A 14,816-nucleotide genomic window follows, 5' to 3' on the forward strand; every position below is an offset into this window, starting at 1 on the left:
GGGGAGGAAGTCATGAGTGACGATGAGGTCGGCCAGGAGGTCGGTCAGAACGTTCGAGTAGCACTGACGATCGCGATGCAGATGGGCGAGAAGTTCGCCCGCCTGCGGGAGGAGTTGGCGCGCGACGCGCAGGCTCGATCGGCAGCTCAGGCGCGCGAGCTCGCTGCGCGGTTCGACGCCGAGCGGGGTGCCGCACGAGCAACGTTGCAGGTCGTGGACCGGCCGGAGTGGTGGGATCGCGCGAGCATCCAGGACGTCGCCCGCGTCGCGGAGACGGCTCAGGCGTGGAAGGGCCAGGACCCCATCGCGGAGCGTGCCGCGGCCGTCGTGCAGCGCGAGGTGATGGAGCGCTACGGCGTCGACACTGCCGTCCTGCGCGACGCCGCCACCCGCGGAAAGTCCGAGCTGGATCTGGCGAAGGAATGGGCGGCCACGTCTGCGCCGGAGCACTACCACCGCCACGACGAGGACCGTCTCACCATGCAGGTCGGGGACCGCACGGAGCCGGACACCGGCGCGCAGCGCGCCCTCATCACCGACTACCGCGCCGCTCTCGCCGGCGACGTCGCGACTGTCGAGCTGTCGGTGGCCGAGGAGTGGAAGCGGGACACGGACCCCGCCGGGTTCCAGGGATACCGCGTCCAGACGTCGATCGACTGGAACGACGCCGGCCAGGTGTCCACGCCGGACCCCGCGACCGTCGCAGCCGCTCGTGCTGCACTGGTCGAGGAGTGGAAGGACGCTGTTGCTCCCGAGCGCGCGCGTGCCGGCACCGAACTGACCGAGGCGCAGGTGCTCATCGCTGAGGCGGACCGGCTCGACCGCGCCAACGACGCCCGATCCGACGCAGCAGCTCGAGAGGTTCCCGGCGTGGCCGACGTCGACAACGGCCAGGCCGTCATGGCTGCCGAGCTGGAAGCGCGCGCCAACGACTACGACCGCGATGCCGCCGCCGGCGGCACCGAGCACGCGAGCCCGGACGAGCTGCGCGAGCTCGCAGCCGACGCCCGGGCGCAGGCGCAGCTCTACCGCGACACCGCCCCCGCCGAGCGCCAGGACGCCGCTCAGAGCGCCAACGGCACCTCAGGCGACCCCACGACCCCGGCGTCCGATCCTCGTGCGTCAGCGGCGCGCGAGGCGGGCGAGGTGGCCTACGACAGCTCGGAGCGTCGACAGGCCACCGTTCACGCGATGGAGTCCAAGGGAGTCCCGCCGCACCTGATCGAAGCGCGGATGAGCGCTGACAGCGCCCACGCGACCCCGGCCAGCTCCGCGGTGACCTCGAAGGCGGCCACGAGCACCGTCCCGTCGACGCGGCGCACCCGCGGCCGCGGCCAGGGCGCCGACCGTGGGGACCTCAGCAGGTAACCGCCACCACGCGCGAAGAAGGGGAGCACCGACTGGTGCTCCCCTTCTTCTTTGCCGTTCAGGCGTTGGTGCCCGCAGGCTCTCCCTCGGTCGTCCGCTCGGTGTAGAGCGGCGGCTGACGGTCGGGCTCGAACAGGCCCTCGACGGGACGCTCGTAGGGCAGAGGTTCCCCGACCCGGTTCTCGTCCTGCGAGTCCGCGAACGGCCCGTCTGGGGAGAGCAGAGCGGTCATGTGCGGGTCGCAGTGGTTGATCCACCAGGTGCTCATCCCGGCTTTCTCGTCGGCTCTGGCGGCCTCCCACGCTCGCCACAGGGCCTCGATGCGCTGCTGCGCCTCCGCGCTCGACCACCAGGCGGCTTTCCAGCGCAGTCCGCTGCCGGAGCCACCCCGGATGACGCGGCGCCGGTAGGTGCCGATCAGCTGCTTGCGCACGAACTCATCCGCTGACCCAAAGAACGTCGTCGGCTCCTCCTCTGCGCCCTCGTAGGGTCCCGGGGTGAGGTCGTCGTCGTCCACGCCGCCGTAGATGTCGCTCATGATCCCTCCACCGGGGCGAGCGGCCGGTCAGCGACCGGCGCCGGTGCTGGTGCTGCCGGTGCAGCGCCGCCGGGCTGGTTCCGCGCGATCGATGCGTTGATACCCGCGACGAACTCCTTGGGCCCGTCGAACCACGGCACCGTGCGCAGCATCGCTGCACGGGAGCCGGAGGACATCATGATCGCTCGACCGGTCTTGCGTCCCTTCCGCGGGATCGGGAGCGTCGCCAGCTCCGCGACGTCGAGGATCTTCTCTCGCTTCAACGCGGTGGTGGTCGAGCGCACGCCCTTGTTCATGCTCGCGGAGGTCGTCTCGCGGTCGTAGGTGCCGATCAGATCGGACACCATGCCCAGGAACTCCGGCTCGGAGATTCCGCCGGCGTAGAGCTTCACGTTCGCGGCCGACCAGAGCTTCAACATGCCCTCCTTGCCGAATACCCCGATGCCCTGCGACCAGGACTGGAACACCGACATGATCGGGATACCCCGGGAGCCGTAGTGGCTGTAGAGGTCGGGGAGGTCCCGCCAGCGGCAGACGTTCGCGGCCTCATCGAGCACGCCGAGCATCGGCGTCTGCATCCGGCCGCCGGGCGACACCGCTGCCAGCTCCTCCGCCGCCTCGACCGTCGCGGCGGTCAGGGCGAGGACGAGAGGGCCGGCGCTGCCGGCGCCCTCCTTGGACAGGCTGTAGAGCGTCCCGGTCGAGCGCACGAACGCGGCCGGATCGAACTCCGGCCGCGGGTCGTTCTCGCCCTGCCGGTTCACCCACTGCCGGGTGCCGGAGTCCTTCAAGCAGGACGCCATGCGGCGGGCTGTCGAGTAGACCGATCCGCGCTCCCTGTGCTCGAGGCGGGAGGAGCCCTGCACGCTGCGTGCCATCAGGGTCCATTCACTCGCTGCGAGGATGTCGCCGGCCGTCTCGTCGCCCGGGGTCGTCGTCCACTCGTAGACGTCGGTGATCGGGCGGCCGTCGATCGCCGCCGCCAGAAGGAAGCCCGCGAGCAGTTCGCGGCCGGAGGGCTCGAAGTGCGCATCGGTTCGTGCGCCGAGCTCGCTCGACCCCGACGCGAAGTGCTGCGCGAGCTTGGCCGCCTTGGTGTCGTCGGTGACGTAGGACAACGGATTCCACCACCAGGACGCCGGCTCGACGGCGACCCGCTGCGGATCGAACACCCAGACGTTGCCGGCCTGCGCACGCAGGTCCCGCGTCGCATAGAGCACGTCCGGCTTGTTCGACGTCGTGACGACCGCGCCCGGCGCATTGGTGATTGCCGGGATGACGAACGACGTCGACTTGCCCACACGGGGACCGGCGAGCAGCAGCGTCATGTCCTCGAACGAGGCGTAGAGCGGACGGCCGTCCGTCAGCAGCGCCCCCACAGGGACGCCGAAGGAGTCGGGCACACCGAGACGCGCCGACTTCTGCTTGGCCTCCTTGCCGCGCATCTGACGCAGCTCGTTCGGCGTCGCCATGTGGCGGGCAGCCCAGTCGAGCGGGGTGCGGTGCTTGCCGCCGCTGGACTTGATCAGCAGGAAGAACACGACCAGCACGACGAGAACGGCGCCGATGCCGCCCGCAATCCACGTCGCAGTCGCAGGCCAGACGAGGCGGCCGCGGAACACGTCGACCACGACGCTGACGAAGTTCGAGGGGTCGGTGCTCATGTCGGGGTTGACCCCGTCCGCCTGTGATCCGACGCGAATCGCGATGTACAGCCCCAGGATCACCACGAGTGCACCGCCGGCCGCGATCGCTATCCCGAACCCGCCGCCGGCCTTCCCCGGCTCTCTGCGGCGGTTGTTGCTCATGCTCATCAGTTCGTCCTCTCGGTCGTGTAGATCGGGCCGACCCACCGCGGGGTCGGGTCGTCGTCGGGTGCCTGTTGCGTGGTGCCCCAGTGCACGAGGGCAAGACCGCGTTCTACGAACTCGATCGGAAGGTCCGCGGCGTGGAACTCATGCCAGGGCGAGCTGGTGACGCAGGACCACAGGTAGCCCTCGAACGCGAGGGTCGAGGGGCAGGTCATGGCAGCGCGGGAATCATCACGGCGGCGACGGTCGCCGCGCCGGCTGCGGTGAACAGCCAGCCGGCGATCGAGAGCGCGTGTGGCCGGGTCAACGTGCGTTGCGTCCAAACGTCGGTGCCCTGCACGACGACGTGGCACAGGCTGCCGAGGCCGAAAATCACGACTCCGACGAAGCCCAGCCAGAGGTTCACGGCAGGATCTCCACCACGACCGGATCGGTCGCCAGCGGCTCGTTCGCGCGTCCGGCACGGGAGGTGGTGTGCCAGAGCTTGTTGGTGTCGTTGACGTCGAGCTCGGGGCTGGTCAGCTGCACCCGGATCGGAATACCGGGCCGGCCGCCCACCTTGATCAGGAACCGGCCGCGCCCGGGAGGCTCCGACTCATGTCCCGATACCGGGTCCCACGCGGGCGGGTCCTGCCAGCTCGTCAGCATCGCTTGTTCCGCGTTCGACATCGGCACTGCGGAGGTCAGCAGCGGCATTTCCGCGCCGGGGAGCCCGCCGCAGATCACCATGCCGGAGCGCTCCACAAAGCCCTTGGCCTTCATCTGATCCTCCTGCGAGGACAGGGCCAGCAGGTCGCTCATCGTGTGGCTGATCATCGCCAGGCCGACACCGCGGGCACGGTTCAGGCGGGTGAGCGCGTCGACGCGATCGACCATGCCCTTGCCCGCGCGCAGCGCCCGCCACAGCTCATCGAGGATCACGAAGTAGTGCCGGCGCGGTTCCAGCCCCGCTTCTGCGAGGGCGGAGGCGACGTTGACCGTTCCGAAGCCGGCGGACCAGCAGGCGAGCAGGATGCTGGCCTGCAGATCGCCTTCGGAGTCATCGATCGAGGACACGTCGTAGACGACGGGGCGGTCCCGGCGCATCGGGGTGGTGGTCTGCCGGGAGAAGATTTCGCCCAGCCGGCCGCCGGTCGTGAGGCCGATGAGGGAGGCTTCGAGGTTCTCGGTGATCGCCTTGTAGCGGGCGAGGTCGCCGCGGTCGAGGGCGACCTGGCGAATCTCGTCGGGCGCTGCCTGGATCACGGCCAGAAGATCCGCGAGGACGGGGATGCCCTCGTGCGTCTCGTCCAGGTACTTCAGCGCCCGGTCGATGATCGTCTCTTCCCGGTCGCTCGGCGGCTCGGAGCGGAGGATCGTCAGCAACGCGGCGATCATCGTGTGCCGGCGGCCGTGAGCGTCCGCGAGCACCTGCGACGCGAGGCGCTGCGATTTCACCGCGTGCTTGCGCTCCTCCGCCGAGTTCTCGCCGCGAGCGTCGAGCTCGGAGGCGCGCTCGAGGGCCTGGTCGGCGTCGTCGCGGAGTCGCTGCGCGGCGACCGTCGCCTCGCCCGGGTCGAGGATGTTGAGGTAGCCGCGGCCGCGGCCGAGGGTGATGACCTGGCCGTCGAGGGCGCGGATCAGGTCCACGTAGTCGGGCTTCAAGTCACCGAGGACCAGCGGGAGGGTGCCGTATCCGGCGAGCCCGGTCGCCATGCGGCGGGTGAGCGAGGACTTCCCGAGGCCCGGCTTACCGAGGACAAACATCGACGGATTCGAGATGAGCTGCGCCCGCTGGAACCAGCTGATCGGATCGCACAGCACCGACGCCCCGGTGGCGAGGTTCTTCCCCAGCGGCACGCCGATCATGGGAGTTCCGGTGCCGACCGAGAACGGGTACAGCCCGCACACCTGCACGGTCGTTGCGCGGAACTCATCGGCGGGCTGGATCGAGACGGCCTGCCCGCCGCCACGTCCCAGCCACCCCGTCGAGGTCGGGCGCATCGGCCGGATCGGCGCGACGTTCTTCTCGACCTTTTGCTTGCCGCCCTGGTGCGGGATCGCCCGCTTCTTCCGCGACCGCTTCGAGGGCTTCTCGCGCGCCAGCGGTGATGCCGCAGCGCGAGCCGCAGCAGCCTCCTCCTCCTCTTTGCGGGCTCGGCGGGAGCCGGCACGGCTGTACGTCGACGCCGACGCGGCCTCCGCCGTTGACGGAGCGCCGACCGCACCCGTGGGCACGGCCGTGTCGAACACGTCGACGTCGAGAGCTTCCTGCTCCTCATCGACTCCGCCGGCGCCGGTGGGCAGCTCGTCGGCATCCGTGGAGACGTCATCGGGCGTCTCGTCGCGGTGGCGAGAGAAGAACTTGGTGCTGATGATGCTCACTGGGAACCTCCGGCAGTGATCGGGGCGGGGCGGTGGGACTTAAGCGGGGACGGCACCGGACACTCGCCCGGTGCCGTCCCCTGCGCGCTCATCGAGGTCACAGCGCTTCTCGGACCTCGTTGGGGATGCGCAGGTGTCGCGGGAGGACCAGGCCGAGCGGGAGCGCGGCGGCGAAGGCGGAGTCCTGCGATCCGTAGGCCGGTCGCATCCGCAGCCGTGCGGCGGAGGTGAGGGAGTCGACGGCGGCACGCGCTTCGGGCTCCTGCGTGCGCTGCATCGTCGTGGCGGTGACGATCAGGCCGAAGTTCATCAGCCCGGCGCCGGAGGCTTCCTCCGCGGCTGTCGCCTGCGCCGAGCGCGTCGAGAGCGTCGAGCGGGCGGTCGGCTTGGTCGACGCGGAGGAGTTGAACTGCGCGGCGTTGAGGTCCGCCTCCACGAGCGCTGCGGCGCGGGCGGGGTCGATGGGGCGGTAGAGCAGGGTGACGCGCTTGCGGGCGATGTCGCGGTGCGGGGCGAGCAGGCGGGCGAGGATCCCGGCCTGCACGACGCCGCGCGGCGGGGCGGTCATCGTCCACGACGTCGACACGGCACCGTCGTGGCGGTAGGAGTCCCAGTGTGCTTCTGCCGCGGCGGGGCCGACGTCGGTCCAGGACAGGTCTGCCGTCTCGCCCGCTGCGCGGGCCTGATCGATCAGGACTGCGGCGTCGGGGTCGTAGGCGGTGCGGATGACCTCGCACAGCTCCTGCGCGTTCAGAGGCCGAGCAGCGCCGGCGCCGGTTGCTGCGAGGGAGTTCGTCAGACCGGGAATGCGCGCGGAAAGATCCGCAGCCACTTCCTTGGCGTTTCGGCGCTTTCCGCCGATCCGAGCCGTGGCCGTGAAGGTCAGTGCGATGTACGCGCGGATGGTCGCGGAGCCGACCGGGTAGCTGTCCACGACCTCAGCGAGCATCGCTCGAGCGAACAGCGGGGCGTCGGGGTCCATCGACCCTTCGACCTCCCCGCGCAGCCGGGTGCCGGTGTCCGGAGCCGTCTCGACAGTGACGGAGGCGGCTTCGATACCGGGCTCGTCTCCGAGGTTGGCGAGCCAGATGCCGTACTCCGCGACCTGGTTGTTGATCTGCTCCTGATCCACCAGCGCGGCGCCGTCCGGCTCCGTCGCCAGGACCACGGTGAAGTGCTTCGTCATGGGGGTGCTGATCAGGGCGAACCGGCGGCCGTGGGAGTCCTCGTGCTCGGTGAGCTGCGAGGGTGCGGCCAGGCCAGGCAGCTGGAACGTCCCCCACTTCGCGCGGCCGATCGGGCCGGAGCGGTAGATGTTCGCTCCCTTGCTCTTGGTGCGCCACCAGTTCACGCGGACCACCGTCCTTCCTAGGGCTGACTGCCCGTGCTTGTCCTTGACCGAGACGGTCAGGAGGATGCCGCCGAAGATCCCGGCGACGATGAGTGCCGGCCCGAGGCCGGCGAACATGGACGCGACGATCGAGGACAAGATGCCCACGAACATCACGAGGGTGGCGAGCTGCCCGAGCCCGCCGAGGCCGGCGGTCTGGGGCTTTCGCCAGTTGCCGTAGGTGCGAGCCTTGACCGGCTCGGGTGCGGTAGTGGTCATGGTCTAGCTCCCGTTCTGGTTGCTGCCGGTGGCGTCGTCGGTGGCCGACTTCACGGCTCCCGCCGCGTGCTTCGCGCCTTCGGCGGCCTTCATCGCGACGGCGACGCCGGCGCCGATCGGCCCAGCGGCGGCCACGCCTCCCGCGGCCGCTCCGCCTCCGGCTGCCGCTCCGGCACCCGCTCCGGCACCCGCTCCGCTTGTTGCAGCTCCCGCACCGCCGGTAGGCGCCGCACCCGCGGCACCCATCCCGGATGACGACGCTGGCGATCCCGGAGAGGAGTTACTTCCGGTCGGTCCGTTCGTCGACGAGCCGCCGCCTCCGCCTCCGGACTTTCCGCCCCCGTTGCTAGCCCGGATCGCACCGGTGGCAATGTCTCCGGCCCCGCTCACCGCTGCTGCGCCGAGCAGGAGTCCTGCGCCGCCGCCGCCACCAACCGAGGCGATAGCAGGAACGAGGAAGCGCATCAGCGCAGGTAGGGCAATGAGCGCGATCAGCATCAGTGCGAGGCCCGTGACAATCTGGAAGAGGCCAGTGCCGTCCGACTTGAACAGGTCGGTGCCGGTCATCCGGAACGCGATCGCGTAGACGATCGCGGCGGCGGGCTTGTAGAGGATGAAGGCGAGAGTCCAGGCCATCGCCTTCTTGAACCACTGCTGACCGATTTCGGTGTTCGTCGCGGCCGCGGCGATGGGGAAGATGCCGGCGAGGACGACGAGCATCGCGCCGCGGAAGATCATCAGAGCGATCTGGATATAGGTCATCAGGACGGCGAGCATGCCGAGGAAGAACAGACCGATCAGGCCGATGGGCGCGGTCGCGGTGAGGCTGATCATCGCGAAAATGTTGGTGCCGAAGCAGTTGCTCTCACCGTTGGTGACGTCGCAGTTGGTGGAGTTGTTGAGGATCCAGATGGAGAAGGCGTCACCCGCCTGCGTGGCGAGACGGATTACGACGAGGCCGGCCCCGGCGACAGCGATCAGCGTCAGCACGGAGCGGGCGAGGGTGCGCAGCTCGCCCGCGCGCTGCGTCCAGACCATGCGGCCCGCGGCGACGAGGATCGAGAGGATTGCAAGGCCGCCGGCGTACCACTCGAGCTGCCCCTGCACCCAGCCGACCACGCTCGAGGATTCATTGAGGTGCATCGCCAGCGGGAGGAACCCAGCTACGAGCGCGGATGCCGAGGAGAGCAGGAACACGGCGAGGATGATGACGCCGATGCGGCCCATGTGCGCCTCGCCGTCGCCGTGGCGACGACGGCTGCTCATCATCACGCCAGCGATGATGAGCGACATGACGGCGAGGCCCGCGGCGACCCACGTCACGTAACCGAGGATCGTCTCGAATGCCTCAGGCAGCGGCGGGGTTCCGCCGCCGTTGACGCCGCCTCCCCTGTCGACCACGGTCACCGGGGAGGGGACGTTCACCCAGAGGGTGCCTAGCGAGACAATCGCTTTGCCGTAGCCCTCGAGGATGTTGTTCACGAATTGCTGCAAGGCATCGTTCGATGCCTGAGAGACGATTTCACCGAGGCCCTGACCGGCCTGGCATCCGAGGTCCCAGAAGTCGCAGGGGGCGTCCGTAGCGGCGGCGGGGTTCACTCAACACCCGCCCATGGCACGTAGCCACCCAGGCTCTGCAGGGTGACCGGGCGGTAGGAGCTCTGGCCGTCGTCGGTGAGCTGGACTTTCCAGTCGCCCTCCGACCAGCGCAGCTCCGTTGCGATACTCATCTGTACTCCCGTGTTCAGGCGGAACGCGATATCGATCGTCGCGGCGTCGCCGGTGTAGGCCAGCGTCTTGAAACCGATGATCTGAGCGCTCAGTCCGTTGCTTGTGTTGGAGCTCTGGCGAGCCATTGCCGCATCGCGGCCAGGCCCGGGGACCGAGAGCTTGTCGGTGATGGAGTCGCCAAGGCTTCCGTTGGTACCCATCGCCCAGATGTTCGCCGTGGCGAACAGGGCACCCTCCACCGTGTGCGCGTAGCAGCGGCGGAGCCCGTCGCTGTCGGTCACACCCGGGCCGACGTCGGCGCCTCCGGGAGCGGCCATCGTGCCGACGATGGTCCATTCGGTCACGGGGGCGGCGGTGAGGGTGCCGCTCTCTTCGTACCCGGGAAGTCCGCAGACGCTTGCGGCGTCCGCGTCGGCCTCGGGCGTCGCCGCGCTCGTCGGCGTCGCGGTGGTGGCGGGCGCGCTCTGCTGCCCGCCACCACCGCCGAGGGACGTGACAGCGAGCAGAATCGCCGCCAGTACGAGGACTCCGAAGATGATCGCTCCGAAGATGAATCCTCGACTGGTGAAGGGGCTGCGGGATCCCGTGTCGCTCATGACGTCGTGCCTTTCGTTGATCGGTTGGTTTCCCCGGGACGCTACGCGCCCATCAGGAAGCCAACGATCGTGAACGCGGCGGACACGATGATCACGCCGACGAGCAGGCGGCCGAGCCAGCCGCCGATTTCTCCGCCTTCGCCGCGGCGGGCGGAGACGGTCATGGTGACGCCGAGGATGATCAGGCCGACGACGGCGACGCCGAGGCCGACCCACTTGGCCCAGCCCATGACGGTGGTGAAGGCCTCGAACCCGGGGGGCATGCCGCCGGGGCCCGGGTCGGGCACGACACCGGCGAGGGCGCCGGCGGCGGTGATCAGCTCGGAGGAGAGAGCGAGAACAGACATGGTGTGCTCCGTTTTCTTGGTTGGTGGTGCGGGGTTATCGGTGCCGCCGGTTGGGGCGCCGAGAAGGTCCGGTTATCCGGCGAGGGTGAGAGGGGCGTCGGTGAAGCCCATGTCGAAGTGCAGGTGGTTCGGGGTGTCGTAGAACCCGCCGATGTTCGTGTAGTGGGTCGAGCGGCACTGGATCTGGCCGGCCCGCGAGCCGTTCGGCACCTGGGGGTCGAGGACGCTGAGCAGCTGCAAGGCGTTCGCGTCGCAGCCCGTAGTGGCGGTGCCGTTGAATGCGGTGAAGTCCACCGCGTGACCGCCGCCGTCGATGTAGTGGGAGGAGGCGGTGCCCGCCCCTAGCCCGGTCTCGTTCGTGCACTTGCGGTTGAGGTCGGAGACGCCCACCGTGTCGAACGTGTTCAGCGCAATGGTGATGATCTGGAGGATGCGGACGTCGAGGCCGCAGTCTGCCGACGCGGTGCCCGCGGCGACGTCGCGGACCTGCTGCGCGTAGCGGTCCTCGAGGAAGCGCAGACGCCCCTCATCCATCGCCTTCACGAGGCCCTGCGCGAGAGCTTGCGCATCGCCGGAGATAGCCGCGCATCCGGCGGCCACGGGGGGCGGCGTGGCCGTCGACGTCGACACGGGCACTGCGGCCCCGGTCGTCGCGGCCGGGGTGCTGCCGAGGCCGGCGAGGTAGGCCATGATCGCCACGGCGTCGGCGCGGTACTTCGTGTAGTGGTTCGGGTCGGCGTTGCGCTGGACTTTGTTGATCGCGATGGAGGGCTCCATCGTCTGCCAGCCCTCGACTGCCACGAGGCGGTCGTAGAAGAAGCCCGCGGAGGTCGTGGGGTCCATGCGCTGCTCGACGGTGCCCCAGCTCGACTGCTGCTGGAACAGGCCGATCGAGTCAGCGACCGAGCCGTCCGGGTTGATCGCCCCGTCCCCGTAGTTGATGTTCACCAGCGAGGACTCACCGATCGCCGTCTGCACGCCGAGCGTCTGCCCGTCCGCGCCGAGGCCCTTCGCGGCCCCGGCGTTGACGATCAGGCCCGCGTTGACGAGCTGATCGTGGCTGTAGCCACCGACTCGAGCATCTGCCGGGATCGCGGCCACGTTGACCGGTCCCCCGCCCGGCAGACATGCCGCAGCGGCCGAGCCGCCGAAGAACAGCACCCACAGGAGCATCGCGATCGCGACGACGGGCACCATGATCGCTGCCAGCACCCCCACTCCCCCCTTCGCCACCGGGTTACTCCGATGCCAAGGGGGTGATCTGCTCGACAGCCCACGGAGAGGTGTCGAGGGGGCGGTGCACGTACACCGAGTAGTCGCCGGCATCCGTGGGGACCAGGACGCGCGCGGTGTAGGCACCGTCGGTGTCCCGAATCTGCGCGGTACCGGTGACGCCCGTGCAGGGCACGTTCGCCGGGTCGACGGTTTCGTAAGCAACCGCCGCAGCCTGCGACAGCACCGGGTACAGCTCAGCGATCCACGTGTCGTAGTCGAGGGACGGACGACAGAACAGTGTCACTGCGCGGGTCGCGAGAGCCGTCGAGTCGGTTTCGGCATCCGGGTCAGCTTCGGCGTCGTGGTCGTGCGGCACCGACTCGGCATCGGGCGTCTCCTCAGCGGATGCCTCAACGGAGGGCGTGGCCGATACAGAAGGAGTCGAGCCTGAGGACGTTTGCACCGCCGGTTCGCTGCTCGAGCAACCCGCCAAGGCGAGCCCGACTGCGACGGCGACCGCGCCGAGCTGAACGCTGTTGCGCTGCCGTGTGTGCTTCATGCCGGTGGTCCCCTTTATCGCCGTGAGCACCAATCTAGACCAGAACTGCCCGTTTGGACACTCGAAAGTTGCCCAAATGGGACACTGCCTGTCTACACTGACGGCAGGCGACACCCGCCGACCTAGAATCGTGGTGTGGAGGTGGACTCAACGAACGTCAATGCCGCAATAGGCGAGGCCGTCAAGAGCGCCATCTACGAAGCCGGTTTCAACGTGAAGGCCGCGGCCGAAAGAGCCGGCCTCCCCTATCGGACTGTCCTTCGCTACATCAAGGGCGAGCGAGATATGCCGGTACCGGTACTTCTTGCCCTCGTGCACGCCACCAACGCCGACCTGGATGCACTCGTGAAGCAACTTCGCGGGCGCGTAGCCTTCAAGGAGTTGGTTGGCTACGTCGTAGACGGAAACACCACGGGTGAAGAATCCAGCGCACTCCGGCCCGCCGAACTGGCGCGCCGTCTCTCGCTCGTTTTCAACTCACGTGGCCTCGATGCGACCTCTTCCCGCACCAAAATCTCCGAGATCCTTCTCCTCAGCGGGGCCTCGATCGACCGCCAAGAATGGGGCCTGCTCATGACCGGGCAACTCCCCTCCGCGCCGAGAGTCGACGTACTCTTCGCCGTGGCCGAAGCACTCGACATCGACCCTGACTACCTACTTCGCGACGATCCCGAGCTGGTCGAAGCCGTGGAGGCGCGGCTGGGATTCGACGGTGCCATGCGCACCCTCGGCATCGAGCGCGTCGCTGCGCGCTCCCTCGGCACGATTGAGCCCGCCGAGCTGCGCGGCATCGCTGCCGTCGTCTCCGAAATCGTCACCGAGCTGCGCCGCTAGCGCACGCTCCGCCCCGCCGGGCTCGCAGCTTCGCCCTGCGCGCAATGCCGTCTAAAGTGGATGAGCTTGTCCCGGCCAGGCGAACGGAGTCCACCTATGGCGTCAGACTCCACGGAACGAGGCCGCGGCCGGTGGCGGATGCTCCGCCGCAACGGCCAGGGTCGCAGCGGCTCCATCGTCCAAGCCGCCGACGAGTTCGTAGCGCAGCTCGCCCTTCCCGCGGCCGCGACGTGGGATGACCTGCAAGCGGCTGTCGAGAAGGTCTACGGCAAGCCCATCTACTTGATCGCCTCCGCCAGCACTGCCCTCAAAACGGTCACCGGCTTGTGGATCGACACGGCCGAGTTCGGCACCGTCGTCTGCCGAGAGAGCGACGAGCTGCACTACCAAAGCCAGAACGCCTGCCACGAGCTCGCTCACATCCTCTTCGTCTACGCTCCCGACGCCTGGTTCAGCGAGCAGATCCCGCGCCTGGTGCACCCCGACCGCAGGGCCGGCGCCACGCACCTCTGCGCGCCTACCGACGATCCGGACAGTGTGGAAGCCAAGGCGGAGATTGCAATCGAAGAAGTAGCCTTCGCCATGGTCCGCCGCATCCAAACACTCAATAGGACGAGCGAAGAAACGTATTTCGGATGATCCAGCAGGTATGCCTCGCGCTCCTCATCGCCCTGGTGATGGTGCGCGCGCCCCGTGCCATCGCGTCACCCGCCGGTCGCCCCGCGTTCTGGGCCACCGTCAGCGGCATCGTCGCCCTCTCCACCTACGGCTGGCCAGTCCCGTTCGACACCTACGACACCCTGTTGGGTGGATCCAACGTGATCACCCTCGTCCGCGACCTCGCGGCCACGTCCGCATTCTGGTTCTTCCGTGAAGCTCTCGGACGTCGCGCCGGCGGCGAAGGCCGCATCGGCAGCCGGTGGGGCCTCGCCCTCATGTTCGGCTCTTACATCGTCCCGTTCCTGCTCATCCGCGACCGCGGAGACACGAGCAAGGACTTCATCATCGATCGCCTCGACCAGACGGCCGTGTGGCTCTACGGATCGGCCTACATGGCGACTCTCGTGTGGTTGTCCGTCTCCTCGATCATCAACGCGCGCCGCAACTGGCGCGGAGTGCAGGTCGTGTTCACCACCGGCTTCGCCGTGACAGCCGTGGGATGCCTGATCGAAATCGGCTTCCTTACCGCCTCGCACTTCGGATACGGCGGAGACGCCTTCCGCTACTCCGCATGGAACGCTGCAGAAATCCCCTTCTTCCTCGGGCTGCTCATCATCATGCTGGGCATCGGATGGACCGCGATCGTTCTCCCCATCCGCCACCGCCTCGTCGTCGCTCGCGCGTCGCGCTACGCCGTCCGCCACAACCTCATTGAGCGGCCGACCATCACCACCTATCTCGGAGAGCGCCGACTCATCGCTCACGCTCAGCAGGTGCTCGTGAGCACCAAGAACGCTCAGGTTCGAGGGGACATCGACCTCACTCCCGCCGCGTGTGCTGCGCTCGAGCGCCTGCGGGCGCTCATCTCACCCGACCGGGCATTCACCCCTCGGGTCATCGGCGGCAACGGCATCGGGAAGGCCGCGTAGCCCTCGTGGGAGCCCTCTGGATCGCGATCCCCGCCGCCGTCGTCGGTGCCGCCGGCGCCGGGATCGTCGCGACCGTGGCCGGCCGCGTCATCCGACCCCAGCGCAGCAAGCCGACACCAATCGCCGCCGTTCCGGCGCCCGATCGCATCGTGCTCGCGCCCACGCCGATCACCAAGCAGGACGGTACCCTCGGGCTGCTCTACGACGACGAATCTCGGCACGCTGTTCTCGGCCCGATTCTGCGCACCGGAGCGG

15 protein-coding genes and 1 pseudogene are annotated in these 14,816 nt (G+C 68.8%); 5 read left to right on the plus strand and 11 right to left on the minus strand.

Annotation, left to right across the window (positions count from 1 at the left end):
• The first annotated feature begins 12 nt into the window (after positions 1-12).
• Positions 13-1,368 (plus strand): hypothetical protein, encoded by a 1,356-nt coding sequence (locus C5C95_RS15315; protein WP_104324776.1) that lies wholly within the window; start codon positions 13-15, stop codon positions 1,366-1,368.
• Between the two features lie 58 nt (positions 1,369-1,426).
• On the opposite strand, the gene C5C95_RS15320 is transcribed toward C5C95_RS15315, so the two are convergent.
• From C5C95_RS15320 to C5C95_RS15370, 11 genes are all read right to left on the minus strand, one after another.
• Positions 1,427-1,906 (minus strand): DUF4913 domain-containing protein, encoded by a 480-nt coding sequence (locus C5C95_RS15320; RefSeq protein WP_104277471.1) that lies wholly within the window; start codon positions 1,904-1,906, stop codon positions 1,427-1,429.
• On the minus strand, positions 1,903-3,720 hold the full coding sequence (locus tag C5C95_RS15325; RefSeq protein ID WP_104277470.1) for a type IV secretory system conjugative DNA transfer family protein: 1,818 nt from the start codon (positions 3,718-3,720) through the stop codon (positions 1,903-1,905). Before C5C95_RS15325 ends, C5C95_RS15320 begins: the two co-directional genes overlap by 4 nt.
• Entirely contained in the window at positions 3,720-3,932 is a 213-nt protein-coding gene (locus C5C95_RS15330) for a hypothetical protein (RefSeq protein WP_104277469.1), read from the minus strand. Before C5C95_RS15330 ends, C5C95_RS15325 begins: the two co-directional genes overlap by 1 nt.
• Positions 3,929-4,123, minus strand: a complete 195-nt coding sequence (locus C5C95_RS15335) for a hypothetical protein (protein WP_104277468.1) — start codon at positions 4,121-4,123, stop codon at positions 3,929-3,931. The genes C5C95_RS15330 and C5C95_RS15335 overlap by 4 nt, the downstream gene beginning before the upstream one ends.
• Positions 4,120-5,700 carry an ATP/GTP-binding protein gene (locus C5C95_RS15340; protein WP_258067411.1) on the minus strand — a complete coding sequence of 527 codons (1,581 nt, stop codon included), beginning with the start codon at positions 5,698-5,700 and terminating at the stop codon, positions 4,120-4,122. The genes C5C95_RS15335 and C5C95_RS15340 overlap by 4 nt, the downstream gene beginning before the upstream one ends.
• Before the next feature lie 478 nt (positions 5,701-6,178).
• On the minus strand, positions 6,179-7,690 hold the full coding sequence (locus C5C95_RS15345; protein ID WP_181065741.1) for an SCO6880 family protein: 1,512 nt from the start codon (positions 7,688-7,690) through the stop codon (positions 6,179-6,181).
• Positions 7,691-7,693: 3 nt separating this feature from the next.
• Positions 7,694-9,184 carry a hypothetical protein gene (locus C5C95_RS15350; RefSeq protein ID WP_146087104.1) on the minus strand — a complete coding sequence of 497 codons (1,491 nt, stop codon included), beginning with the start codon at positions 9,182-9,184 and terminating at the stop codon, positions 7,694-7,696.
• Positions 9,185-9,285: 101 nt separating this feature from the next.
• Positions 9,286-10,017: a hypothetical protein gene (locus tag C5C95_RS15355; protein WP_104277466.1), complete on the minus strand. Its 732-nt coding sequence runs from the start codon at positions 10,015-10,017 to the stop codon at positions 9,286-9,288.
• A gap of 41 nt (positions 10,018-10,058) precedes the next feature.
• Entirely contained in the window at positions 10,059-10,364 is a 306-nt protein-coding gene (locus C5C95_RS15360; protein WP_104277465.1) for a hypothetical protein, read from the minus strand.
• A 72-nt stretch (positions 10,365-10,436) separates the two neighbouring features.
• The gene (locus C5C95_RS15365; RefSeq protein ID WP_104277464.1) at positions 10,437-11,597 is read right to left on the minus strand and encodes a hypothetical protein; all 1,161 of its coding nucleotides are present in this window, start codon (positions 11,595-11,597) and stop codon (positions 10,437-10,439) included.
• A gap of 4 nt (positions 11,598-11,601) precedes the next feature.
• On the minus strand, positions 11,602-12,138 hold the full coding sequence (locus C5C95_RS15370; protein ID WP_146086139.1) for a hypothetical protein: 537 nt from the start codon (positions 12,136-12,138) through the stop codon (positions 11,602-11,604).
• 135 nt (positions 12,139-12,273) lie between these two features.
• Between C5C95_RS15370 and C5C95_RS15375 the strand changes: the two genes are divergently transcribed.
• The 4 genes and pseudogenes from C5C95_RS15375 to C5C95_RS15390 all read left to right on the plus strand — a co-directional run.
• Positions 12,274-12,972, plus strand: a complete 699-nt coding sequence (locus tag C5C95_RS15375; RefSeq protein WP_104277462.1) for a helix-turn-helix transcriptional regulator — start codon at positions 12,274-12,276, stop codon at positions 12,970-12,972.
• A 96-nt stretch (positions 12,973-13,068) separates the two neighbouring features.
• The gene (locus tag C5C95_RS15380) at positions 13,069-13,611 is read left to right on the plus strand and encodes a hypothetical protein (protein WP_146087105.1); all 543 of its coding nucleotides are present in this window, start codon (positions 13,069-13,071) and stop codon (positions 13,609-13,611) included.
• Complete coding sequence (locus tag C5C95_RS15385) at positions 13,608-14,561, plus strand: hypothetical protein (RefSeq protein ID WP_104277460.1); 954 nt, start codon at positions 13,608-13,610, stop codon at positions 14,559-14,561. The genes C5C95_RS15380 and C5C95_RS15385 overlap by 4 nt, the downstream gene beginning before the upstream one ends.
• A gap of 5 nt (positions 14,562-14,566) precedes the next feature.
• Positions 14,567-14,816 (plus strand): annotated as a pseudogene (locus C5C95_RS15390) (hypothetical protein); the annotation flags it as partial.

The sequence above is a fragment of the Rathayibacter sp. AY1B7 genome, assembly GCF_002932735.1.
Classification (GTDB): domain Bacteria; phylum Actinomycetota; class Actinomycetes; order Actinomycetales; family Microbacteriaceae; genus Rathayibacter.